Genomic DNA, 24,396 nt, shown 5'->3' with positions numbered 1-24,396 from the left:
CTTGCTCGCGTTCGGCCACGGGGATCGCCTTGATCGCGCGCCACAGGTTGATCGTTCCCACGCTCTGCGTGGTAATGCATCCCGTGACGCTCTGCGTCACCATTGCACAGGGCGTGAAACCTGGACGCGGAGCGTCCGGGGCGGCATTCCCACGCAGAGCGTGGGAACGAGCAGGCTCGGGGGTTACTTGGGGTAGAGCGGCGGCAAGCTGGTGGTGTCGGTGGCCGGGTCTTGCTCGCGTTCGGCCACGGGGATCGCTTTGATGGCACGCCACAGGTCGTCACCCAACCAGTATTGGCCGCTTTCGCTATACAACGCGCCATTCAACCCATCCAGGGCATCGGACAGCGGCACAAACCGCGCGGCCATGTCGGCCAGCGTTTCCGGCTGTTGCCGTGCCCAGGCGTCGAGGGCCTGGCGGGTAGCATGAGGGTCGTTGGCCTGGGTGGCGCGCTTGAGGTCGTCGAGCAGCGTGCGTGGGCTGGGACCGGTTTGCGCGGCGCGTTGTACCGCCGGTTGCCGGCGTGCGCGCCACCACAGGCCAAAGCCCAGCAGGGTGGTGCAGGCCAGTATCAGTGTGCTCAGTTGCCACAGCCACAGGCGGTCATCATCGGGGGCGGTGATGATGGTCGGTGTCGCCGGAGTGTCCACCACCAGGCTGGGGTTCACCGCCACGTGCACGGTGCGCGCCGGCAGGCTGGTGCGTTCCAGATGATCTTCGTGGGTGTTCCACCACACCACTTCCACGGCGGGCAGTTCCAGCTCGCCGGCGCGGGTCGGCACCAGGGCTTCGCGGTCTTCACGGCTGCCGGTCAGGCCGCGGTCGCTGGTACGGTTAGTCATCACTGGTTGGTCGGGGTAGCGGCGCAGGCCGTTGACCTCGGTGCCGGGCAGCGCCGGCAGCTGTGCGCTGGACAGGCCTTCGGCCTCCACGGTAAGGCTGCGGGTCAGGGAATCGCCGACTTGCACGTGGTCCGGCGTGGGGTTCCAGCCTTCGCTCAAGGTCAGGCTGCGCGCGGGCAGCCAGGGGGCGTCGGCGGGGTAGGCGTCCGGTTTGGGTTTGACCGTCAAGGGCAGGGGCGCAGAGCTGACATGAATCATCTTGCCCGGCTTGGTGCCCTGCAGGGTGTTTTCCTGGGGCGGTCGCGATTCCACCAGGGTAGCGCTGAAGGTCTGCGCCGGAATCACCACGGCGCCGCTGTGTTGCGGGTAGAGGGCGTAGCGGGTTTCGATCACGCCATGGCGGATGCTGTTGATGACCTTTTCATAGGTGCGTGATTCGCCCAGTTGTTCGACACGTGCATCCGGTATCTGCAAGGGCGTGAGGCTGCTGTCGTCATACAGCGATACCGAGTGGTACACGCGCACGGTCAACAGGGCCTGGGCCTGCACGTACACGCTGGTCTGGTCGAGGCTGGCTTCGATGAACACCGGGGCCAGTTCGGCGCTGGTGTTCTGGCTGGCACTTTCCACGACTTGCAGGGTGATCGGCTGGGTCTTGAGCGCGCCCACCTGCAGCGGCGGGATCACCACGTTGCCGTTCACCTTGGGCAGCAGGGTGATGATCCAACGGGTGGTGGCGTGGTTGTCGCCGTCCAGCGTGGTGAGTTGGTTGATCTGGCGGGTGCCGCTGACTTCGAACTGCGCGTCCAGGGGCGACAGGTCCGGTTTGCCAAACTGGGTCACATCACTGGATTGCACCGTCAGCTCCACCGTTTCCCCGGAGTTGAGGCGGCTGCGGTCTACGCTGGCGACCAGGTCCGCCGCCGGGGCGTGGCCTGCCGACAACGCGAGCAGGAGCAAAAGGGTGGTGCGGCGGCTCATCGAGTGGTGTCCTGATGTTGTTGCTGTTCGTACCAGAATTTGCGGCGCAACAGCTCGCCGGGGTTGTCCGGGATCTCCTGCAACCATTGCTCCAGTGCTTGGCGGCGCTCGCCTTCCAGGCGTGTGTCGGCGGGGCGCAGTGGCGGCGTGGTGGTCTGCTCGTCACCCAGTTCGCTGCCTGGCACTTCATTACCGCCTGGCTGTGGCGCGGCGCCTGTCTGAGTCTCAGCGGTACCGGCTTCGCCCTGGCCGTGGGACGATTGCTCGCCACCCTGGGCCGTTTGTGCGTTGGTGCCCGGTTGCGCAGTTTGGCCGGGTTGGGCGGTTTCGTCATCTGCGTTTTTTGCAGGCGGGTCCGGCTCGGGCTGCGTTTGCTCCTGCATCAGCGCTTCAACCAGGGCTTTGTTTTTCAGCGCCGGCTGCAAATCGGGCTGGGCTTCCAGGGCTTGTTCATACGCATCAATGGCCGCTTCAAGTTCACCGGCCTTGGCCAGGGCATTGCCGCGGTTGTAGTGGGAATAGGCGTCGCTGCCTTGGGCAAACCGCTTGATGGCCTCGGCGTAATTGCCGGCTTCATACAGCGCCACGCCTTGCCATTGCGGGTCCTGGAAGTGTTCTGCGGCTTCGGCCGGGCGTTTGTGCTTGAGCAGGTACTGGCCTTGTTGGTCGGGGCGCAGCCACAGGTCCTGCAGCCCAAAGGCATAGCTGGGTTGCGGCGCGCCCATCAACAGCAAGGGCAGGCAGAACAGCCAGCCGCGACGCCCGGCGCACGCGGCCAGCAGCAACAACGGCAAGAGCAGCCAGTAACCCTGATCGGCCCAGCTGTCCAGGCGCAGCCGTTGGCCGTCGTCGCGCAGGGCTTGGGCGCTGTCGAGCATGCCGAGTTGGCGCAGGTCCTTGTCATCCAGGCGCGCCGCACGGTAGCGGCCACCCATTTCGCTGGCGAACGCCTTGAGGGTCGGGCTGTCGAGGCGCGGCACCAGGATCGCGCCCTGGTCGTCCTTGAGGAACTCGCCGCTCTCCTGAGTCACCGGCGTACCTTCGCGACTGCCGATGCCGAGGATCGACAACGTTGGAGCCTGGGCACTTTGCAGTTGCAGGCGGATGCCTTGGCGCTCTTGTTTGGACAATGAGGAACCGATCAGCAGCAGGCGCCCCTGGCCGAGACCGCCTTGCTTGAGCAGGCCCAGGGCTTTTTCCACGGCAAGATCGGCACGATGGCCGGGCTCGGGCATGATCGACGGGCGCAGGGCTTCCAACAGGTTGCGGCTGGTGGCCAGGTCATCGGACAGCGGCACCAGGGTATGGGCGCTGCCGGCATACACGATGATGGCTGTTTGCGCATCGGTGCGCGCTTGCAGTAAGTCATACAGCTTGCGCCGTGCCTGTTCCAGGCGGTTGGGCGGGCTGTCGGTGGCGAGCATTTCCGGGGTCAGTTCCAGCAGCACCACCAAGGGGTCGGAAGGTTTCTGGCTGGCCTGTTCAACCCGTTGCCAACTGGGGCCCAATAACGCGAGCACGGCCAACAGCCAGGCGATGCCGAGCACCACCCACGGCGATTTACTCTCGCGGCCATTGCCACCGCTGAGCAACTCGGCATGGAACGCCGGCGGCAGGATCATCTGCCAGCGCCCGGCGCGCTTTTGCCGATGCCACAACTGCCACAGCAACCAGCCAAGCAGGGGCAGCAACAACAGCCACCAGGGGTGCAACCAGTGCGGCCACAGCGCGATCATCGACGCCTCCGCAAACGCAGGCGCTGCAGACGCTGGCGCCATTCAGGGTGTTGCTGCAAAAAAATGCTCCTGCTCGATAGCCTATTGAAGCCGCGTTGCAAAGCGTTGTTCGGCCAGCGTTCCTGGATCACCAGCAACAGGCTCAACACCAACGCCAAGGCCAATGGGCCGCTGTACAGCGCCTGGGCCGGGCGGGCCTGGGTGGGTTGTTGTTCCACGGGCTCGAGGGTGTCGAGGGTGTCCTTGATCTTCAGCAGTTCCTCGCCGTCTCGGGCGCGGAAATACTGGCCGCCGGTGGTCTCGGCCAGTGCCTTGAGCGCCGGTTCGTCGAGGTCCAGGCTCGGGTTTACGCCTAGGATGCCCAGGGAGCCGGTTTGCTCGGGGTCGGCGCCGATGCCGATGGGGTAGATTTTCACGCCTTCCTCGGCCGCCAGGCGCGCGGCGGTCAACGGGTCGATCTGCCCGGCGTTGTTGGCGCCGTCGGTGACCAGGATCAGCACACGGCTTTGCGCCGGGCGCTGGCGCAGGCGTTTTATGGCCAGGCCGATGGCGTCGCCGATGGCGGTGTTCTTGCCAGCAATGCCGATGCGCGCTTCATCCAGCCAGGTCCGCACGGTGCGGCGGTCAAAGGTCAGGGGCGCTTGCAGGTAGGCTTGGCTGCCGAACAGGATCAGGCCCACGCGGTCACCTTCACGCTCCTCCAGAAAGTCTCCCAGCAGGTGCTTGACCAAGGCCAGGCGGCTGACGTCCTCGTCCTGCCAATGCATATCGGGAAAATCCATGGAGCCGGACACATCCACCGCCACCAGCAAATCCCGACCGCTGGCAGCAATCGGCAAGGGTTCGCCCAGCCATTGCGGGCGGGCGGCGGCGGTCAACAGCAGCAACCACAGCACCACGAATGGGGCTTGCTGGCGCCAGCCGGGCAGGTTGACGCGGGCACGGCGGCGGGCCAGGCCTTCGAGGTCGCTGAGGTAGCTGACTTTCAGCGCCGGTTCGCCGCTGTCGGCCACGGGCAGCACCAAGCGCATGACCCAGGGCAGTGGCAACAGGGCGAAGATCCACGGCCAGGCGAACTCAAACATGTTTGCGAATCCAGGTGTCGACGGCTTGGGTGAGGCCGGCGATGGCTTTGTCGTCGAGCTTGCATTCGGGTTTGTAGGCGCCTTCCACCAACACCATCCAGCGCGTCAGGCCGGCGGCGGGGCAGCGGTTGTCCAGGAAGGCCAGCCATTTGCGCCCGTTGAGGGTATGGCTCTGGCTATAAGGGTAGTCGTTACGGCACAGGCGCTTGAGCAGGCCGTTGAGTTGCTGCAGCCAGGCGCCCGCAGGCGCACCGTCGTAGGGCTTGGGCATCAAAGCCAGCTCGGCCAGGGCGGCGATACGCAACGGGTCCAGCGGTTGTTCGGCGCGGGCCACAGGGCGGCGGGCCGGCAGGAAACGGCGCAGCCACCACAAGCCCCAACCGAGCAGTGGGATCACCAGCAGCAACAGCCACCAGCCCGGTGCCGGTGGCCAGAAGCCAATGGCGGGCGGGGCGATCAGCGGTTGCAGTTGGTCCAGGCTGCTCATGGTTTTTTAACCGGGCGTTGCGGGTTGAGATATTCGCGCAGTTGCTCGACCATTTCACTCTGGGTGCTCAAGGGCATCAACAACAGCCGCAGCTTCTGCGCGAGCAGTTCCCAGCGGGCGATACGCGCTTCGGCCTGAGCCTTGTAGGCCTGGCGCAGGTCGATGTTCAGTGTGTCCAGTTCCAGTTGCGCACCTCTTTGTGCGAAACGCAGCAGCCCGGCGGCGGGCAGGGCGTGGTCCAGCGGGTCGGAGATTGGTAATAACAGCAGGTCGCAATGGCGCGCCAATAGGCTCAGCTGTTGCTCGGCGCCTTCGGTGAGGGCGCGCTCATCACAGATCACCACCACCAGGCTGCCGGGGCGCAGCACCTCGCGGCCACGGCGCAAGGCCATGCCCAGGGCATCCGCTTCCGGTTGACGCTCGGTGTTCAGGCTCTGGTTGACCCGCACCAGCCGGTTGAGCAGTTGCAACAGGCTCTGCTTGCTGCGCCGTGGCTTGATCTCGTAGTGCTCGCTGTCGCCGAACACCAGCCCGCCCACTCGGTCGTTATGGCCCAGGGCGGCCCAACCGATCAGGCTGGCGGCCTGGGCGGCAAGCACCGACTTGAACATTTGCCCCGAGCCGAAAAACAGCCGGCAACTTTGCTCGACCATGATGAAAATCGGTCGCTCGCGCTCTTCGTGGAACAGCTTGGTGTGCGGCTCCTGGGTACGCGCCGTCACGCGCCAGTCGATGGTGCGCACATCGTCGCCGGCCTGGTACACGCGCACCTGGTCGAAATCGACGCCACGCCCGCGCAGCTTGGAGTGATGCAGGCCCACCAGCGGGCTACGCTGGCCAGGCGTGGAGAACAACTGCACCTCACGCACGCGGTGGCGCATCTCAATCAATTCACTGAGGGTTACGCGGATGCCATCGCTTGCGTTCATCGACTTCAAGCGACGGCAACGACGTCGAGAATGCGTTGCACCACGCGGTCCTGGTCGACACCGGCGGCCTCGGCCTCGAACGACAGGATGATGCGGTGACGCAGCACGTCGAACAAGACCGCCTGGATATCTTCCGGGCTGACAAAATCGCGACCGGCCAGCCAGGCATGGGCGCGGGCGCAGCGGTCCAGGGCGATGGAACCACGGGGGCTGGCGCCATAGGCGATCCACTCGGCCATTTCCGGGTCGAACTTCGCAGGGGTGCGCGTGGCCATCACCAGTTGCACCAGGTATTCCTCCACGGCATCGGCCATGTACAAGCCGAGGATTTCCTTGCGGGCGGCAAAGATCGCCTGTTGGCTGACGCGCCGCTCGGGCTTGGTTTCGCCATTCAATGCTTCGCCACGAGCTTGCTGCAGGATGCGGCGCTCGACGGCGGCGTCCGGGAAGCCGATCTTGACGTGCATCAGGAACCGGTCGAGCTGGGCTTCGGGCAGCGGGTAGGTGCCTTCCTGCTCGATGGGGTTTTGCGTGGCCATCACCAGGAACAGCGGCGACAGCTCGTAGGTGCTGCGGCCCACGCTGACCTGGCGCTCGGCCATGGCTTCGAGCAAGGCCGACTGCACCTTGGCCGGGGCACGGTTGATTTCGTCTGCGAGCACCAGGTTATGGAAGATCGGCCCCTGCTGGAATACGAAGCTGCCGGTTTCCGGACGATAGATCTCGGTGCCGGTGATATCGGCGGGCAACAGGTCGGGGGTGAACTGGATACGATGGAACTGCGCTTCGATCCCTTCGGCCAACTCCTTGATCGCCTTGGTCTTGGCCAGCCCCGGTGCGCCTTCGACCAGCATATGGCCGTCAGCGAGCAGGGCGATCAACAGGCGATCGATGAGTTTTTCCTGGCCGAGAATCTGCGTAGAAAGAAAGGTTCGCAGCGCAAGCAGCGCTTCACGATGTTCCATCGATGACGGTTCCTGGAAAGATGAGCCTGGGTGTCGTGACAGAACACCGGGCCTGGGGCGTTTACTTTAATGCATCGCGGGGTGCGGCGACTAACGGCTTGATGGGTATTTTTAGCAAAACCCATGGGATAGTAAGCGTCTGGGCAGGTAAAGCACGGTCACTGTGGGAGCTGGCTTGCCTGCGATGGCCTCAACTCGGTCTGGCTGAAAGACCCCACCGCCTGCATCGCAGGCAAGCCAGCTCCCACATGGGGTCTTCGGTGCATTCAAAAGACCGGTTTCAAGTCCGAATGAACGTGCCGGTGCCTGTGAGGATGTTCTGCAGGGTTTCCTGCACTTCGGCCATGTCTGACGCGGCGGTGCCGTGGGTGATCTCCAGCTGGTCCTTGCCGCCCAGGGCATCGGCATCGCCGGCCGCCAGTTCGATCAATAAGGTGGTCTCGCCCAACGTCACTTTCAGCCCATCCAGGGTCGAAGGTTCGTAGTCCCAGGTCAGCTCCACTTCGTCTTCATCCGGGTAACGGGTGAGCATGAACATTTCGCCGTTCTTGCCGTGACAGCAAAGCATGGCCATGTTGTCTTCTTCGTCGTCGCACGGGGTGGCCATCAGGGCGTCGGTTTTCAGCTGCAGCATGGGGCAATCCTGTGTAGGGGAGGGCAATTGTGCCACTGCGGCGAATTTTGTGCTTCATCCTGTGTCGGAAGTCAGGCATGACCTGACGGGCCGGATCGGTCATTTCTGGTACTGATGGTGTGCAAAGTAGCAAGATTTTCTATCGAAAATCCTGGGTTGCCCAAGTTGCAACCGACACCCTGCTTACCGATGACCGAATATGTCGCAGCGTTGCAAGCAGCGTTCTTCCTACACTCGTTAAGCTGCGCAACGGATGTGCCCTGTGCCAGGCGCCTGACCTGCCCGTCGTATCGTCATCTGGCCAACGGCATGCCGTATGGAAGTTGTATGTGACCTGACTGTCCTGTCCAGCTTCACCCACCTGTCACCCTGATTCGTTTATGGTGCTTGTCAGCACACCAGCGAACAGAGCTGACGGTCTCCCCGCAAGGGGATAACACGCGACGCTTTCATCAATAACAAGCCCAAGCGGAGTACCACAGATGGCGTTCTTCACCGCAGCCAGCAAGGCCGACTTCCAGCATCAACTGCAAGCGGCACTGGCGCAGCACCTCAGTGAACAGGCACTGCCACAAGTGGCGCTGTTCGCTGAACAATTCTTCGGCATCATTTCCCTGGACGAACTGACCCAGCGTCGCCTTTCCGACCTGGCCGGTTGCACCCTGTCTGCCTGGCGCCTGCTTGAGCGCTTTGATCACACCCAACCGCAAGTGCGGGTCTACAACCCCGATTACGAACGTCATGGCTGGCAATCGACCCACACTGCGGTCGAAGTGCTGCACCATGACCTGCCGTTTCTGGTCGACTCGGTACGCACCGAGCTGAATCGCCGCGGCTACAGCATCCATACCCTGCAAACCACCGTGCTCAGCGTGCGTCGTGGCAACAAGGGCGAGCTGCTGGAAATCCTGCCCAAGGGCACCCAGGGCGAAGGCATCCTGCAAGAATCGCTGATGTACCTGGAGATCGACCGCTGCGCCAACGCCGCCGAACTGAACGTGCTGAGCAAAGAGCTTGAGCAGGTGCTGGGTGAAGTACGCGTGGCTGTGGCCGATTTCGAACCGATGAAAGCCAAGGTCCAGGACCTGCTGGCCGGTATCGACGCCAGCGCGTTCGCCATCGACGGCGAAGAAAAAGCCGAAATCAAGAACTTCCTCGAATGGCTGGTGGGCAACCATTTCACCTTCCTGGGCTACGAAGAGTTCGTGGTACGTGACGAGGCGGACGGCGGTCATATCGAATATGACGCAAGCTCTTTCCTCGGTCTGACCAAGTTGCTGCGCGCCGGCCTCACCGCCGAAGACCTGCGCATCGAAGACTACGCCGTGGCCTACCTGCGCGAGCCGACCGTGCTGTCGTTCGCCAAGGCCGCCCACCCAAGCCGCGTGCACCGTCCGGCTTACCCGGACTACGTGTCGATCCGCGAGATCAGCGCCGACGGCAAGGTCATCAAGGAACACCGTTTCATGGGCCTGTACACCTCCTCGGTGTACGGCGAAAGCGTGCGGGTGATCCCTTACATCCGCCGCAAGGTCGCGGAAATCGAACGTCGTTCGGGTTTCCAGGCCAAGGCGCACCTGGGTAAAGAGCTTGCCCAGGTGGTGGAAGTACTGCCCCGTGACGACCTGTTCCAGACTCCGGTTGACGAGCTGTTCAGCACCGTGATGTCGATTGTGCAGATCCAGGAGCGCAACAAGATCCGCGTGTTCCTGCGCAAAGACCCCTATGGTCGTTTCTGCTACTGCCTGGCGTATGTACCTCGCGACATCTACTCCACCGAAGTGCGCCAGAAGATCCAGCAAGTGCTGATGGACCGTCTGAAGGCCTCGGACTGCGAGTTCTGGACCTTCTTCTCCGAGTCCGTCCTTGCCCGTGTACAACTGATTCTGCGGGTAGACCCGAAGAACCGCCTGGACATCGACCCGCTGCAACTGGAAAAAGAAGTGGTGCAGGCCTGCCGCAGCTGGCAGGACGACTACGCCAGCCTGGTAGTGGAAAGCTTCGGCGAAGCCCAGGGCACCAACGTGCTGGCGGATTTCCCCAAAGGCTTCCCGGCCGGCTATCGCGAGCGTTTCGCCGCGCATTCGGCTGTGGTCGACATGCAACACCTCAACAGCCTGACCGAAGCCAACCCGCTGGTAATGAGCTTCTATCAGCCGCTGGGCCAGGTCTCCGGCCAGCGCGAGCTGCATTGCAAGCTCTACCACGCTGATACACCGCTGGCGCTGTCCGACGTGCTGCCGATTCTGGAAAACCTCGGCCTGCGTGTGCTGGGCGAGTTCCCTTATCGCCTGCGCCATGCCAATGGCCGCGAGTTCTGGATCCATGACTTTGCGTTCATCGCCGCCGAAGGCGTGAACCTGGATATCCAGCAACTCAACGACACCCTGCAGGATGCATTTGTGCACATCGTGCATGGCGATGCCGAGAACGATGCGTTCAACCGCCTGGTCCTCACTGCCGGCCTGCCATGGCGCGACGTGGCGCTGCTGCGTGCCTATGCCCGTTACCTGAAGCAGATTCGCCTGGGCTTCGACCTGGGTTACATCGCCAGCACCCTGAACAACCACACCGACATCGCCCGCGAGTTGACCCGGTTGTTCAAGACCCGCTTCTACCTGGCGCGCAAGCTCACTGCCGACGACCTGGAAGACAAGCAGCAACGCCTGGAGCAAGCGATCCTCAGCGCCCTGGACGACGTTCAGGTGCTCAACGAAGACCGCATTCTGCGTCGCTACCTGGACCTGATCAAGGCCACCCTGCGTACCAACTTCTACCAGACCGATGCCAACGGCCAGAACAAGTCGTACTTCAGCTTCAAGTTCGACCCGCGTGCTATCCCCGAGCTGCCCAAGCCAGTGCCGAAGTTTGAAATCTTCGTGTACTCGCCACGGGTCGAAGGCGTGCACCTGCGCTTTGGCAACGTGGCTCGTGGCGGCCTGCGCTGGTCGGACCGTGAAGAAGACTTCCGCACCGAAGTGCTTGGCCTGGTAAAAGCCCAGCAAGTGAAGAACTCGGTGATCGTGCCGGTGGGCGCCAAGGGCGGCTTCCTGCCGCGTCGCCTGCCATTGGGCGGCAGCCGGGACGAGATCGCGGCCGAAGGCATCGCCTGCTACCGCATCTTCATTTCCGGCCTGTTGGACATCACCGACAACCTGAAAGACGGCGCGCTGGTGCCGCCGGCCAACGTCGTGCGTCATGACGACGATGACCCGTACCTGGTGGTGGCGGCGGACAAGGGCACTGCGACCTTCTCCGACATCGCCAATGGCATTGCCATCGACTACGGCTTCTGGCTGGGCGATGCGTTCGCTTCCGGTGGTTCGGCCGGTTACGACCACAAGAAAATGGGCATCACCGCCAAGGGCGCATGGGTCGGTGTACAGCGTCACTTCCGTGAGCGCGGCATCAACGTGCAGGAAGACAGCATCACTGTGGTAGGTGTCGGCGATATGGCCGGTGACGTGTTCGGTAACGGCTTGTTGATGTCGGACAAACTGCAACTGGTCGCAGCGTTCAACCACCTGCATATCTTCGTTGACCCGAACCCGAACCCGGCCACCAGCTTCGTCGAGCGCAAGCGTTTGTTCGAACTGCCGCGTTCGGCCTGGACCGACTACGACACCAGCATCATGTCTGAAGGTGGCGGTATCTTCTCGCGCAGCGCGAAAAGCATTGCCATCTCGCCACAGATGAAAGAACGCTTCGACATCCAGGCCGACAAGCTGACCCCGACCGAACTGCTCAACGCCTTGCTCAAGGCGCCGGTGGACCTGTTGTGGAACGGCGGTATCGGTACCTACGTCAAGGCCAGCACCGAGAGCCATGCCGATGTGGGCGACAAGGCCAACGACGCACTGCGCGTCAACGGCAACGAGCTGCGCTGCAAGGTAGTGGGCGAGGGCGGTAACCTCGGCATGACCCAGCTGGGCCGGGTGGAGTTCGGCCTCAATGGCGGCGGTTCCAACACCGACTTCATCGACAACGCCGGTGGCGTGGATTGCTCCGACCACGAAGTGAACATCAAGATCCTGCTCAACGAAGTGGTGCAGGCCGGTGACATGACCGACAAGCAGCGCAACCAGCTGCTGGCGAGCATGACCGACGAAGTCGGCAACCTGGTGTTGGGCAACAACTACAAGCAGACCCAGGCCCTGTCCCTGGCTGCGCGCAAGGCTTACGAGCGCGCTGCCGAGTACAAGCGCCTGATGAGCGACCTGGAAGGCCGTGGCAAGCTGGACCGCGCCATCGAGTACCTGCCGACCGAGGAGCAGCTCACCGAGCGCGCCTCCAGCGGCAAGGGCCTGACCCGTCCGGAGCTGTCGGTGCTGATCTCGTACAGCAAGATCGACCTCAAGGAAGCACTGCTCAAGTCGCTGGTACCGGATGACGAGTACCTGACCCGTGACATGGAGACCGCGTTCCCACCGAGCCTGGTGGCCAAGTTCGGCGAAGCCATGCGTCGCCATCGTCTGAAGCGCGAGATCGTCAGCACCCAGATCGCCAACGATCTGGTCAACCACATGGGCATCACCTTCGTGCAGCGACTCAAAGAGTCGACCGGCATGAGCCCGGCGAACGTGGCGGGCGCTTATGTGATCGTGCGGGACATCTTCCATCTCCCGCACTGGTTCCGTCAGATTGAAGCCCTGGACCACCAGGTTTCCGCTGACGTGCAACTGGAGCTGATGGACGAGTTGATGCGCCTGGGCCGTCGCGCTACGCGCTGGTTCCTGCGCAGCCGTCGCAACGAGCAAGACGCCGGGCGCGACACCGCGCACTTCGGTCCGCACCTGGCGGCGCTGGGCCTCAAGCTCGACGAACTGCTGGAAGGCCCGACCCGCGAAGGCTGGCAGAACCGCTACCAGGCCTACACCCAGGCCGGCGTACCGGAGTTGTTGGCGCGCATGGTTGCGGGTACTACCCACCTGTACACCTTGCTGCCGATCATCGAAGCCGCCGACGTGACCGGGCATGACGCCGCCGAAGTGGCCAAGGCCTACTTCGCCGTCGGCAGCGCCCTGGACCTGCCGTGGTACCTGCAGCAGATCAGTGATCTGCCAGTGGCCAACAACTGGCAGGCCCAGGCCCGCGAAGCCTTCCGCGATGACGTGGACTGGCAGCAACGGGCGATCACCATCTCGGTCCTGCAAATGGCCGATGCACCACAAGACATGGAAGCCCGCGTGGCCCTGTGGCTTGAGCAGCATCAGGACATGGCGGATCGCTGGCGCGCCATGATGGTGGAAATTCGTGCCGCAGTGGGCACGGACTACGCCATGTACGCGGTGGCCAACCGTGAGTTGCTGGACCTGGCGTTGAGTGGCCAGTCGGTGTTGCAACCGGCTTGATGCCTCGCTGAACAAAAAGCCCCCGCATCGTGAGATGCGGGGGCTTTTTGTTTGATCTGGAATGCGATCAATGTGGGAGCTGGCTTGCCACCTTACTGTAGGAGCGAGCTTGCTCGCGAAAAACGTCAACGATAACGCGTGCTTGCTGAATGAATGCGGCGCCTGTGAGTTTTTCGCGAGCAAGCTCGCTCCTACAATGGCATTAAGGCAAGCCAGCTCCCACAGGTTGATCTTCATTCACTGGGGATCAGTGATGTTTCAGTAGTCGGGTTTCCAGGTGATCCAGGTGCTGGGTCATCAGGGCGACAGCCGTGTGGGCGTCGCGCTGTTCCACGGCATCCACAATCGCCACATGCTCCTGCCATGCGCAATAGGTGCAGGCCTTTGTTTCAAATTGCGCAATGATCAGCGACGTCAACGGCACCAGGCTGTTGAGAAACTGTGCCAGCGGCGCATTGCCTGCCATGTGCGCCAGTTGCAGATGAAACTCTCCCGAAAACCGGATCGCCGGCCCCCGCTGGTCCCGCTCAATGGCGTTGCGCTCCTGTGCAATCAGCTCGCGCAGTTGGCGAATTTGCATCGCTGTGGCCTGGGCGCAGGCCAATTGCACCACGGTCATTTCGGTGAGGCGCCGTGCTTCCAGAATCTGCCGTGTGTGCTGGGCATCCGGCGCGGCGACCTGGGCGCGCTGGTTGGGGCGCAAGATGACCACTTGCTGATGGGACAGCTTGGCGAGCACCCGGCGAATCACGCTGCGGCTCACGCCAAAGAGTTCGCCCAGGCCTTCTTCGGTGAAGCGGCTGGCGGGCGCAATGCGTTGCTCAAGAATGGCGTCGAACAAGCGTGGGTAGATATCGTCCACCGAGGGCTTTTTTTCGGGCGTCCAGCGTAGGGACGTGAGGGTGGAGTCGCGTTGCAGGGCGTGAGCGTTCATGGCCGGTCTCCGAAAATCAACTGCCCAGATGGTCGTCCGGGATATTCAAGCGAATGCCCATGCGCAGGCCTTCCTGCAGGATGTGCCGGCGCATTTCGGCACTGGCCAGGGCGCTGTTCTTGTTGCGGATGGCGCGTACCACGGCTTCGTTCTCTTGCAAGCGTTCGGCCAGGTGTTCAGGGGAGTTGCGCAATACCTGGGCGCTTTGTTTGAGCGCGGTGCTGGTTTGCTGCACCACGTTCTGGAAGATCGGGTTGGAGGTCAGGGCGAAGAGTTCTTCATGGAAGTCGATATAGGCGTTCATGCCGGCTTCGGCATCGCCGGCATCCAGGGCTTCGCGCATGTCCATCAGGGTCAGGCGCAGTTGGCCGATTTCCTTGCTGCTGATCGACTGGGCCACCAGGCCGACGATGAAAGGTTCGAGGGTGTAGCGCAGTTGTAGGATGTCCTCGAGGCTGGCGTCGGCCACGGCGTCGCTCGATTGCGGCTCGCTGACGCTGGTTTCCAGCACGACCACGCCTTTGCCCGGCATGGAGCGCACCAGGCCGAGGGTCTCCAGCACGATCACAGCCTCACGCAGGCTCGGGCGGCTGATGCCCAGCTGTTCGGCCAGTTCGCGTTGACCGGGCAGCATTTCACCGCGGCGCCACTGGCCTCGCGCCAAGGCGGCGCGCAGTTTTTCTACCACTGAATTGACGACGGTTGAGGTGCTGATCACGTCGAAGGCTCCTTGATGTTGCTCATACAGTATTCAGTCTGGCGAAGGTCCAATGTGGGAGCTGGCTTGCCTGCGATAGCGGTGGGTCAGCACCCAATGTATCGCCTGACACTCAGTCATCGCAGGCAAGCCAGCTCCCACATTGGGTGGGTGTTGTCCTAGAACTCCTGATGTGCCGGTAATACCGGCTTCTTGGCCTGAAAGGCATAACCTTGCTGGCCGTCGAGCACTTTGTTGGCGCGCTGGATATCAATGTCTTTTTCCCAACGGGCAATCGCCACCGTGGCGACGCAGTTGCCGATCAGGTTGGTCAGCGCACGGCCGATGCCCATGAACCAGTCCACCGCCAGCACCAACACCAGGCCGACCACCGGAATCGCCGGAATCGCTGTGAGCGTTGCCGCCAGGATCACCAGCGCCGAGCCTGGAATGCCATGGGCGCCCTTGGAGGTGATCAACGATACCAAGAGGATGGTCAGCAAGTCGGTCATCGACAGCGGCGTGCCGGTGGCGTTGGCGATAAACACGATAGCCAGGGTCAGGTAGATCGAGAAACCGTCGAGGTTGAACGAGTATCCGGTGGGGATTACCAAACCCACGGTGGAGCTGCCAATGCCCAAATGTTCCAGCTTGCGCATGATCTGCGGCAGCACAGCGTCGGACGAAGCGGTGCCCATCACGATCAGCAGTTCTTCGCGCAGGTACTTGAGCAGCGGCAACATGCGCAGGCCCGACAGGCGCATCACCAGCCCGAGGATCACCGCCACGAAGGCAAAGCAGGTCAGGTAGAAAAGCCCCACCAGGCTGCCCAGGTGTTGCAGTGAGTCCAGGCCATAGGTGCTGGTGGTGAAGGCGATGGCACCGAATACGCCAATCGGCGCCAGGCGCACGATCATGCCCATGATGCGGAAGATCACATGGCTCAATTCGTTGATCAGTCGCGAAATCCCGCTGGCCGCTTCGCCCACCAGGTTCAGCGCGCTGCCGAACAGCACCGAAAACAACAGCACTTGCAGCACGTTATTATCGGCAAAGGCGCCGACTACCGAGTTGGGGATCAACTCCATCAGAAACTGGCTGGTGCCGCGGATGTGCTGGCCCTTGTCGGCCAGTTCATTCAAACCGGCGGAAGAGAGTTGCTCCAGATGAATATTGGCGCCGCTGCCGATGCCGGTGCTGAAGGCCATGATCAGGCCGAGCACCAGGGCGACGGTGGTCAGCATCTCAAAATAGATCACCGACTTGAGGCCGATGCGTCCGACCTTCTTCAAGTCGCCCGCGCCGGAAATACCGCTGACCACCACGCAGAACACGATCAGGCCGATCAGCATTTTGATCAGCTTGATAAAGCCGTCACCCAAGGGTTTGAGTTGCGAGGAGAATTCGGGAAGGGCCAGGCCGCAGGCGATGCCGAGCATCAGGCCAATCACGACTTGCAGGAAAATCGAACGCGAGCACCATCTGAGCATGGGAGGGATCTCTATTCGGTGCCCTGGTGGTTCCAGGGCTTAATTGTTGTGGTCTTACCGGTAAGTCCAGTGCGGGGCCAGTCTACGCTCGGTTTTTTTCAAATCACAAGTAAATATTTGGCGGTTGGCAGGTCCCGGTCTGACCAGTTGGTCGGTAAGTACGATGCTTGAGCGGTTGGCGGAGATTAATTTTTTTTGCGTATCATCGTCCTCGGCATACGAGGTGATGGATGGACCAATCAGGGCTGACAACCGACGAAGCAGGGCGCATGTACTGCGCCTGGCGCACTGCAGCGCCTGCTTACCTGCATTACCACGACCACGAATGGGGCGTGCCGGTGGCGGATGACATCGCGTTGTACGAGAAGATCTGCCTGGAGGGCTTTCAGGCGGGGATGGCGTGGATCACCATCCTGCGCAAGCGCGAAAACTTTCGGCAGGCGTTCGAGGGTTTTGATTTTCGCCGGGTGGCGCAGTACGGCGAGGCGGACATCGAGCGGTTGACGAGCGACCCGGGCATCGTGCGCAATCGCGCGAAGATCGTCTCGGCCATCAACAACGCGCGCCGGGCCTGTGAACTGGTGGCGGAGACCGGTTCGCTGGCGCGCTGGCTGTGGGCGTTCGAACCCGGCGCGCAAGAGCGGCCGGCAGTGGTGGACATGGCTTACTGGACGGCCAATCCGACCTCAGCGGCTTCGGTGCGCTTGTCCAAGGCCCTGAAGAAACGCGGCTGGACCTTTGTCGGCCCGACCACGATGTATGCGTTGATGCAGGCGATGGGGATGGTCAATGATCATCTGGAGGGTTGTGAGTGCCGCCCGCGCATTGAACACCAGCGCAACCTGTTCAAACGTCCCTGACCAGATACGGTTAAAACTGTGGGAGCTGGCTTGCCTGCGATAACGGTGGGCCAGTAAAAGATGAGCTGGCTGGTCCACCGCTATTGCAGGCAAGCCAGCTCCCACATGGGTTTTGTGGTGTTGCTGATTACTTGGGAAGTGGGGTAAGTACCTCAGCCTTGTCATCCAGCACCATCACCACCAGCAGCTTGGCCGGTTGGGTCTGGCTGGCATTGCTTGACTCAAAATGCCGCGAGCCGGCCGGTTCGTAGAACGATTGCCCGGCTTTGTAGGTGATCGCCTTTTCATCATTGACCCGCGAGGTGATCTCGCCTTCGAGCACATAAGCCACGGCGGTGCCGGTGTGGCTGTGGGGCACGGTGGCCTGGCCGGGGGCGTAGTCCACGGTGAGCATGATGGTTTTCTTGCCCGGCACGTTGGTCAAGGCGTGTTCTTGCAGCACCTTGAGCGTTTCCTTGTTGTAGACCGGGTCGTGGGCAAATGCACTGAGGGAGGCGAGCATCAGGGTAGCAGCGAACAAGCGTTTCATGATGAGGGTTCCATCGGGTGAAAGACCGCTTCACCCTACGCCGCTGAGGGCTTGCCACCAATGACCAATGCGGCGGAAAACCGCCTAGCCAATCTGCAGGAGGATATCCCGCACCTTGTCCAGCGCCGGGTCGATATCCAGAGTCTCGATGGCGCCGAACCCCAGAATCAGCCCCGAGCGCACCGGGCGGTCGTGAAAAAACACGTCCAAGGGATATAAACCCACCTCGACCTGACGCGCCCGTTCCATCAGCAATGGAATATTCACCGGCACCTTGCACAGGGCCGCCAGGTGAAAGCCCGCCACCGTCGGTACTGCCTCGAACCACGGCGACAGATCGCCCGCCAGACGCTGCAGGATGCGTTCGCGACGCCCCGCGTAGACGCCGTGACAGCGGCGAATATGTTTGAGCAGGTAGCCTTCGCTGATGAACTTGGCCAGTGCCCACTGCGGCAAGGTAGCGCTGTGCTGGTCGGTCAATTGCTTGGCCTTGAGCACCGCACCATAAATGGCCGGCGGCAGCACCGCATAGCCCAGGCGTAACTCCGGCGACAGGGTTTTGGAAAAGGTGCCGACGTAGGTGACCACGCCTCGGGTATCCATGCTTTGCAGGGAGTCGGTGGGGCGGCCTTCGTAGCGGAATTCGCTGTCGTAATCGTCTTCGATGATGATCGCGCCGAGCGCAATGGCGCGGTCCAGCAGGGCTTCGCGCCGCGCCTGGCTCATGGGCATGCCGAGGGGGAATTGGTGGGACGGCGTCACATAGATCAGGCGCGTGCCATCCGGGATCTGGTCGACCTGCAGGCCCTGTTCGTCGACGGCAACACTGGCGACGCGGGCGCCCATCGCGACGAACAATTGGCGTGCGGGGCTGTAGCCGGGGTCTTCCATCGCGACCAGGCTGCCGGGTTCAAGCACCACGCGGGCAAGCAGGTCCAGCGCCTGCTGTGCCCCGTTGGTGACTACGATATCGCGGGCGCCGCATTTGACCCCACGGGAAAACGAGATATGCCCGGCGATGGCTTCGCGCAGGGCGGGCACGCCTTCTGGCTGGCTGTAAAAGCCACTGTTCTGGGCGATGCGACGCAACGCATCCTGGGTGCAACGCCGCCATTCATCCTGGGGGAATTGGTGGCGTGTCGTCGCGCCGCCGATAAATTCGTAGCGCAGGATCTCCTCGCGGGCGGGGTGGCCCATGGGTGAGGGCAGTGCGGCCCATTTGCCCAGGTTGGCGGCACACGCCAGGTCGGTGGCGGTTTGCACGCGGTCGGGCTGTGGCGCCCACGCATTGACGAAAGTGCCGCGGCCGATCTTGCCAACCAGCAGGCCCTCGTAGGTCAAGGTGGCGTAGGTGTCCGACACCGTCTTGCGCGAGATGCCCAGTTGTTCGGCGAGCAGTCGGCTGGGGGGCAGTTGTGCGCCTGCCGACAGCCGCCCGGTGGCGATGGCTTCGCGCAACTGCTGGTAGAGCTGTTCGGCCAGGTCCTTGCGGCCATTGATTACCACGTGCAGTTCCATGTTTCATCCCAAGGCTTCACTCCGCGCCAAGATTACTCGCTTGCGGTGCGGGCTCAAAATATCTATGAGTCAGTCGCCCCTGCGTATAAGCATCTACCGTCGCCTGGCTATTACCGGCCGCCATGATTTCCCCTATTGCAGGCACCGATTGCCTGCCGCCCGCGTTATTCAACGTGATGGCATAGGGAGCCGGACTTATGACGACATCGAACACACATACTAAAAAGAGGCTTGAGACCTTGCTCGCCCTGGACCAGAGCCTGGGACCGCTGGTGGTTGGCGAGTTGACTGTCTCGCGTATAGACCTGGCCGCCATGGGTGCCCAGGTGGCGGGAAAACCGGTCAAGACCCATCGTCTGGCGGTACGCGAGGCAGATCAGACGCTGCTGGATTCAATCCGGTTCTCGGCATCCAGACTGCAGCGTTATCTTCGTGGGAGTAGTTCTGTCAGCGACAGCAGCGCCGCTGTGCTATTTGAGTTCGCGGCGTTGCGCTCTACACAAGCTGCGCCTTTACTGGTGGTCAAGCCGGGAGACGAAAATCCCGGTGCAGTGGGCAAGCTCGATAGGCTGTTACGTTCAGTGCAGAAAACCAATCTCAACCAAGCGGCGCAGTTGGAGGGAATGCCTGGTTGGGTCGAGCCGAAGAAAAGCCGAAGCTTGGCGGTAATGGGCGCGGGGCTGGAGGTTTACGGGTACTACAGTGCGATCAACGCGTTGGCCGAAGCGATCAAGACCGGCGATATCAATGAGGCGGTAGTCACAGGCGCAGAGTTGTTTGCCAACCTCACGGGCACGGCACTGGAGTTGGCGCTGGAGCACTTGGGCAGACGACTGCTGGAAAACGGGCATAAGGTGTTAGCAGGTTTCAGCGCCAGTTCTCTTGGCCAGGCCCTGCGACGGGGCGCCGGCCTGTTCGCTCTGGTGCTGACGTTGCCGTTTGACTATCACAATGCCAAGCAATCGCTGCATAAGGCGGCGAACAGCACTGGCAAGGAAGCGCTTGATCATTACGTCAACGCCGGCTTCAGTATCGTGAGCGCCAGCGTCAGTGTGGCCCTGGGGGTTGCAGCGTTGGCTGGATTCGGCGTGGCCGGCCCGCTGGGTATTGCCGCCGCCGCCGTATTGATGTTTGGCGCGCAACTCTATGCGGCGGTTCGTCAGGTGGATGAAATTGATGACTATATCGAGCTGAGTGTTTTCGAGCGGCTGCACACGGGCTGGTTGGCATTTCAGGGCAAGGAACCGGAGAAAGAAATACGTGAGCGGTTCGCCCTGGCCAGGATGGAAAATTGGTATGCGCAGCACCTGACCAATCAGGCCCAGACCTGGCTCAGGGGGGCGCTCAGAGGCACCGTACAGGCGGTAGTCAATGGTGGGTTTGAGGTGCGGCTGAGCCCGGTCCGGCATTGGAAGCATCGATGGAACGAAGCCGAGGGTGAGGATCCCTACATCGACACCACCGAGCCGATGCTCGTCGACCAGAATGATCAAATAGATGCTTCCAGCGCCTCGGTTGGCCGTCTGCCTGGTGTGGTGCTTGGTCAGGGTGATGCGAATTCCGCGGTGCTTTGGCGGCTGGGGGGCGGCAATGACGATGTCAAAGGCTTCGCTGAGATCCCCAATATTTTTCAGTTCGGTGAAGGCCAGAAGCAGCTGACCGGTGGCGCCAGGGACGACGTATTCAGCTATGACATGCCGACGGGCACACTGGACGAGGCCGACGCACATCGCCCGGCCAGTCAGCTGCGTGGCGAGGCAGGCAGCGATACGCTCTACCTGTCCAACTCGGCAATCTATGAGCACAACACGCAGGGCTATGCCATCGACCTGCAGGCGGGCACCGTCGTGCGGCGCAAAGATATCGACAAACCGTTGCCTCATCACTCGATCAGCCTCGACTCGATAGAAAATATCGCCACGCCAGCCGGGGTTGCCAGCCAAGTCAAGGGTTCGGAACAGGCCAATACGATAATCGCAAACGGCGATGGCGATCGGATCGAGGCCGCGCAGGGCAATGATACGGTGATCGTGCTGGGTTCCAACGCCTGGGTGGACGGCGGAGCGGGCAAGGACCGTTATGTTCTGGCCACCAACCGCGGCACGGTCTCGCTATACGAGCAGGACTGGGCCGAGGGTGCCGTGATCGAGATGCGCTGGCCTCTCTCGGCTATCGCCCATTGGGGCGTCCAGGGGGGTGCGTTGGTCATTGTGGTCTGGCGGGGCGTTAATGGCGAACTGCCGCAGCACGTGATCAAGCTTGAGCAGCTCTATACGCAAGGTGATGACCGGCGCTGGTTGAACAAGCACAGCCTGCTGTTTCTCACGGAGGACGGCTACATGCTTGAGCCGATTCTCGAACCGACATTGGTTGGCAACGAGGACGCCGACGTGACCGTCGCCGTGAGAGCAGGTGGCCAGGACGTCAGCCTGGACAGGGTGTTGAACGCCGGAACGTTCGTGGTGCCCCATGGGCGTTCGACCCGCTGTTTCATCGAACGTGGGCCACACAGAAAGGTGGTCGAAGTTCGTCTTAAAAGCGACGCGACTGCTTGCGTGTTGTACGTGGATTATTCGTCGCAGGAGATTCTCCAGGTATTGGCCGGTTACCGTGTGACCCTACGCAGGTTGGTTCACTTCGATTCGCTGACCTATAGCGACGTGAAATTAACCATCAGTTTCACCGACGGCAGTCAGTTGGTGCTCTGCGAATATGCCAGTGATCGATCCTCGATACGCACCAACGTGACGTCAAACATCATCGCGGTCAGCCTCAAACTGGACTGCCAGTTTGTACTGGTCATGAATGATGGCGTCTCATACCGGATACAGGCGGCCCAGCAAACCTATAGCCAGGACCGCGCCTCACCAGGTTTCAACACCTTCGATGGCAGCTCGGCATTGGTAAAAAGGCCAGGGATACACGGTTTTTTTCGACCGCACAGTGCCAAGGGGGTCTGGTTGCAATCGTCGCCGCAGAAAGTCGTTATTCCTGCCCCACCGCATTATCAAAAGTCTTACTCGTTGATGGGGCGGGCGTCGACCTATGAAGTGGTGCCCAGTACCGGCTCAACGATCTACCTGTCCACGCCGGGCGCGCTGGCCAAAAAGTCGGACGCATCGTTCTGGCGGATCAACACGGCCAAGCTTGGTGAGCTGATTGAGCGGGCGCACATCGTCTTGAACGAAAACACGCTGACCCTCGGCAGCGTGAAGGTGCTGCTGCCACCCGTGACAGACCCTTCGGTGCCGCTGGAACAAGTCAGCGTACTCACCAAGCAGGGCGAGCAATACGACATCCGCCAGGACCTGGGGGGCATCTATCTCGCGCAACTGGATGCCTCCCCTTATCAGACTGTAGCCGAGGTCTGGGAAGCGTTGCGGCGTTCTCGCCAGTGGTCAACCTTGATGGCGCGTCAGCTGCGCGTTATCGGCTTGGAGCTGAGCGACGGCACGGTGTCAGGCGTTCATTACGATTCAGGCCGCGATTGCTGGGGGGCGGATGTTGATCCGCTGCGTACCGTAACGTCTGCGGACTTGCGGTTCAGCGGTGTTGACTCAGTCTGATTGATCATTAAAAGGGATTTTTTATTTATGCAGCAAAAACCGCAATCGCCCAGAACTGCCGGCCGACCCTCTGGGCGTGCCGGTGACGGTGCCGACACTGTCATGGTCAGGGACTATGGCCGCCCGACCAGTACCACTCAACCGGCGTATCAAGGCGCGCAGCGCACGCGATACCGCAATGGTGGTTTGCTTGGGGTCCCGCAAATAAGTGCTTTGGATCTGCCTGGGCCGCCACCGCCAACGGCTGTATGGGTGACAGGCGATACGCTTGGAGCCGTCAATGCCGAGGGTATGCATGATGTGAACGGCCGCAGTTACGTCAATCTGGATACCGGGCAAACGGTGCAAGTGGTCCATCAGCCGGCCAGTGGTACTTATCACCCGCGCTTGGCGCATCAACTGGCTGCCGGCTCCGCTGTGGTACAGAGGGTTGGGAATACTTCAACCTGGACAAACGTGACGACCGCAGCGCATTCCAGTGCTCCGATAGCCACGCCAGTGACGATGCCAGCACCCGGGCCGCGAGATCCGCAGTGGGATCTGCAGCTCTACGATGCGCGAGGTGCTGGTGCAGCGACGGGGACTCCTATCCCGGGGAAAAAACAGTACGTCATTGGCGGGCAAAACTACTACGGTGATGAACTGTTTTCGTTGGACCACTACAAGGCAGGCGATAACAGGCTCTACATGCAGAATGCGAATGGTGTGTTGCAGCCTCGCGGCTCCATCACCGAAGACGGGATGATTCAGCTCTCTGGTGACACGGCCGTCGCCTATTTGGAGGTGGGGAGCGTGCTGGTTCGCGTCGAGCTTGATAGCACGAGAAATAAATACCAACTGATCCCGAATGGTTCCAACAGCGCGCCGGGTATTTACCTGGATACTGGCGGCAGCCGGGCATCGTGGGTGCCCGAAATGCGCTTGGACAGCATCGGCGCAATCATTAACGCCGCCCGCAAATCGCTGGGCTACACCGGTGTTACCAGTGATATGAGCCAGGGCTTGATGTCGACCGTGGACAAGCAGACGTACTGCTATATGCGCCAATATGCGCGGCAGATGATTGCATTCGATAACCCGCGTATCCGCAACGCGCCCGTGCAGCTGCGAGATCGCATGATTGATGCACACATCTGGACCCATGGCTACCCGTATGACCGCCTGTTGCTCGGGATGCACGCCAGGGCTGAGGGCGTCGCACTACCACCGGGTGTTGTGCAGTTTGATGCGTTTCAAGGCATGGCCACCGTGGCGGCCCGTCGTGAGGGAACGTTCAATCTAGAGGCCGTTGCCGTCAATGATCAGCTTCATTATCCCTATCGCGGCAGGCGCGGGGATGAACAGGATTTTTTTAATCAATGGAGGGCGTTGGACATTAAGCAGACCAGGCAGCGTGGGGCGGCCAATGAGCAAATGTACCGTGAGTTACTTAAAAATGATGGCTATCGAATCATTCCCGGTGGGACCTACGGCGGCAGCCAGAATGGCTTCGACCTGGTATTCATGGGGCCGGCGGGCGATGTCTATGTGCTTGAAGTCAAACATGCCAAATCCGGCCACGTCAGCATGGCTAGGGTCAATCAGCACTTCCAGATGGAGGATGGCTGGGTCACACGGGTCCTGAGCAAACTGGACAGTCACGATCCAGGTGCCGGGCAGCAGGTTGCGGATGCACTGGCACGTCAACGGCTTTTCAAGGTCATTGGTGCGACCCTGCCAGATGGCAAACTGGTGCTATTTAAGATCGACATGAGCGCTGTACGTGCGCGGTGACAAACAGGCGAGCCCGTT

At 61.6% G+C, this 24,396-nt stretch carries 16 protein-coding genes; 4 read left to right on the top strand and 12 right to left on the bottom strand.

Annotated elements, in window-relative coordinates; all coding sequences use genetic code 11:
• Positions 1 to 183: 183 nt before the first annotated feature.
• The 7 genes from GIV26_RS23030 to GIV26_RS23000 form a co-directional block, all read right to left on the bottom strand.
• Positions 184 to 1,824: a BatD family protein gene (locus GIV26_RS23030; protein ID WP_236282345.1), complete on the bottom strand. Its 1,641-nt coding sequence runs from the start codon at positions 1,822 to 1,824 to the stop codon at positions 184 to 186.
• Positions 1,821 to 3,560: a tetratricopeptide repeat protein gene (locus GIV26_RS23025; RefSeq protein WP_236282343.1), complete on the bottom strand. Its 1,740-nt coding sequence runs from the start codon at positions 3,558 to 3,560 to the stop codon at positions 1,821 to 1,823. Before GIV26_RS23025 ends, GIV26_RS23030 begins: the two co-directional genes overlap by 4 nt.
• Entirely contained in the window at positions 3,557 to 4,645 is a 1,089-nt protein-coding gene (locus GIV26_RS23020) for a vWA domain-containing protein (RefSeq protein WP_236282341.1), read from the bottom strand. Before GIV26_RS23020 ends, GIV26_RS23025 begins: the two co-directional genes overlap by 4 nt.
• Positions 4,638 to 5,132, bottom strand: coding sequence for a DUF4381 domain-containing protein (locus GIV26_RS23015; RefSeq protein WP_003190798.1), 495 nt, complete (start codon positions 5,130 to 5,132; stop codon positions 4,638 to 4,640). Before GIV26_RS23015 ends, GIV26_RS23020 begins: the two co-directional genes overlap by 8 nt.
• A complete protein-coding gene (locus tag GIV26_RS23010; protein WP_044273431.1) occupies positions 5,129 to 6,061 on the bottom strand; it encodes a DUF58 domain-containing protein in 933 nt (310 codons plus the stop codon). The genes GIV26_RS23015 and GIV26_RS23010 overlap by 4 nt, the downstream gene beginning before the upstream one ends.
• A gap of 5 nt (positions 6,062 to 6,066) precedes the next feature.
• On the bottom strand, positions 6,067 to 7,026 hold the full coding sequence (locus GIV26_RS23005; RefSeq protein ID WP_020301524.1) for an AAA family ATPase: 960 nt from the start codon (positions 7,024 to 7,026) through the stop codon (positions 6,067 to 6,069).
• 280 nt (positions 7,027 to 7,306) lie between these two features.
• On the bottom strand, positions 7,307 to 7,660 hold the full coding sequence (locus GIV26_RS23000) for a hypothetical protein (RefSeq protein WP_054897966.1): 354 nt from the start codon (positions 7,658 to 7,660) through the stop codon (positions 7,307 to 7,309).
• A 482-nt stretch (positions 7,661 to 8,142) separates the two neighbouring features.
• Between GIV26_RS23000 and GIV26_RS22995 the strand changes: the two genes are divergently transcribed.
• The gene (locus GIV26_RS22995; RefSeq protein WP_072446314.1) at positions 8,143 to 13,011 is read left to right on the top strand and encodes an NAD-glutamate dehydrogenase; all 4,869 of its coding nucleotides are present in this window, start codon (positions 8,143 to 8,145) and stop codon (positions 13,009 to 13,011) included.
• A gap of 247 nt (positions 13,012 to 13,258) precedes the next feature.
• Here the strand turns inward: GIV26_RS22995 and GIV26_RS22990 are convergent, their stop codons facing one another.
• From GIV26_RS22990 to GIV26_RS22980, 3 genes are all read right to left on the bottom strand, one after another.
• On the bottom strand, positions 13,259 to 13,945 hold the full coding sequence (locus GIV26_RS22990; protein WP_034126017.1) for a GntR family transcriptional regulator: 687 nt from the start codon (positions 13,943 to 13,945) through the stop codon (positions 13,259 to 13,261).
• 16 nt (positions 13,946 to 13,961) lie between these two features.
• On the bottom strand, positions 13,962 to 14,663 hold the full coding sequence (locus tag GIV26_RS22985; protein WP_014718317.1) for a FadR/GntR family transcriptional regulator: 702 nt from the start codon (positions 14,661 to 14,663) through the stop codon (positions 13,962 to 13,964).
• A 158-nt stretch (positions 14,664 to 14,821) separates the two neighbouring features.
• The gene (locus GIV26_RS22980) at positions 14,822 to 16,147 is read right to left on the bottom strand and encodes a C4-dicarboxylate transporter DctA (RefSeq protein WP_169855370.1); all 1,326 of its coding nucleotides are present in this window, start codon (positions 16,145 to 16,147) and stop codon (positions 14,822 to 14,824) included.
• A gap of 215 nt (positions 16,148 to 16,362) precedes the next feature.
• Here GIV26_RS22980 and GIV26_RS22975 point away from each other — a divergent pair, with 215 nt between their 5' ends.
• On the top strand, positions 16,363 to 16,992 hold the full coding sequence (locus GIV26_RS22975; RefSeq protein WP_236282340.1) for a DNA-3-methyladenine glycosylase I: 630 nt from the start codon (positions 16,363 to 16,365) through the stop codon (positions 16,990 to 16,992).
• Between the two features lie 127 nt (positions 16,993 to 17,119).
• On the opposite strand, the gene GIV26_RS22970 is transcribed toward GIV26_RS22975, so the two are convergent.
• Together GIV26_RS22970 and pdxR are read right to left on the bottom strand one after the other, a co-directional pair.
• Entirely contained in the window at positions 17,120 to 17,521 is a 402-nt protein-coding gene (locus GIV26_RS22970) for a cupin domain-containing protein (protein WP_019820196.1), read from the bottom strand.
• An 84-nt stretch (positions 17,522 to 17,605) separates the two neighbouring features.
• Positions 17,606 to 19,039: a MocR-like pyridoxine biosynthesis transcription factor PdxR gene (gene pdxR / locus GIV26_RS22965; protein ID WP_236282338.1), complete on the bottom strand. Its 1,434-nt coding sequence runs from the start codon at positions 19,037 to 19,039 to the stop codon at positions 17,606 to 17,608.
• A gap of 197 nt (positions 19,040 to 19,236) precedes the next feature.
• On the opposite strand from pdxR, the gene GIV26_RS22960 reads away from it, so the two are divergent.
• A complete protein-coding gene (locus GIV26_RS22960) occupies positions 19,237 to 22,605 on the top strand; it encodes a calcium-binding protein (RefSeq protein ID WP_236282337.1) in 3,369 nt (1,122 codons plus the stop codon).
• 27 nt (positions 22,606 to 22,632) lie between these two features.
• A complete protein-coding gene (locus GIV26_RS22955) occupies positions 22,633 to 24,378 on the top strand; it encodes a hypothetical protein (RefSeq protein ID WP_236282335.1) in 1,746 nt (581 codons plus the stop codon).
• The last annotated feature ends 18 nt before the right edge of the window (positions 24,379 to 24,396 follow it).

It is taken from the genome of Pseudomonas sp. PA-1-3F (assembly GCF_021609665.1).
Taxonomy (GTDB): domain Bacteria; phylum Pseudomonadota; class Gammaproteobacteria; order Pseudomonadales; family Pseudomonadaceae; genus Aquipseudomonas; species Aquipseudomonas paracarnis.
Note: the sequence above shows the minus strand (reverse complement) of the source record. Positions and strands in the feature narration are given on the sequence as shown.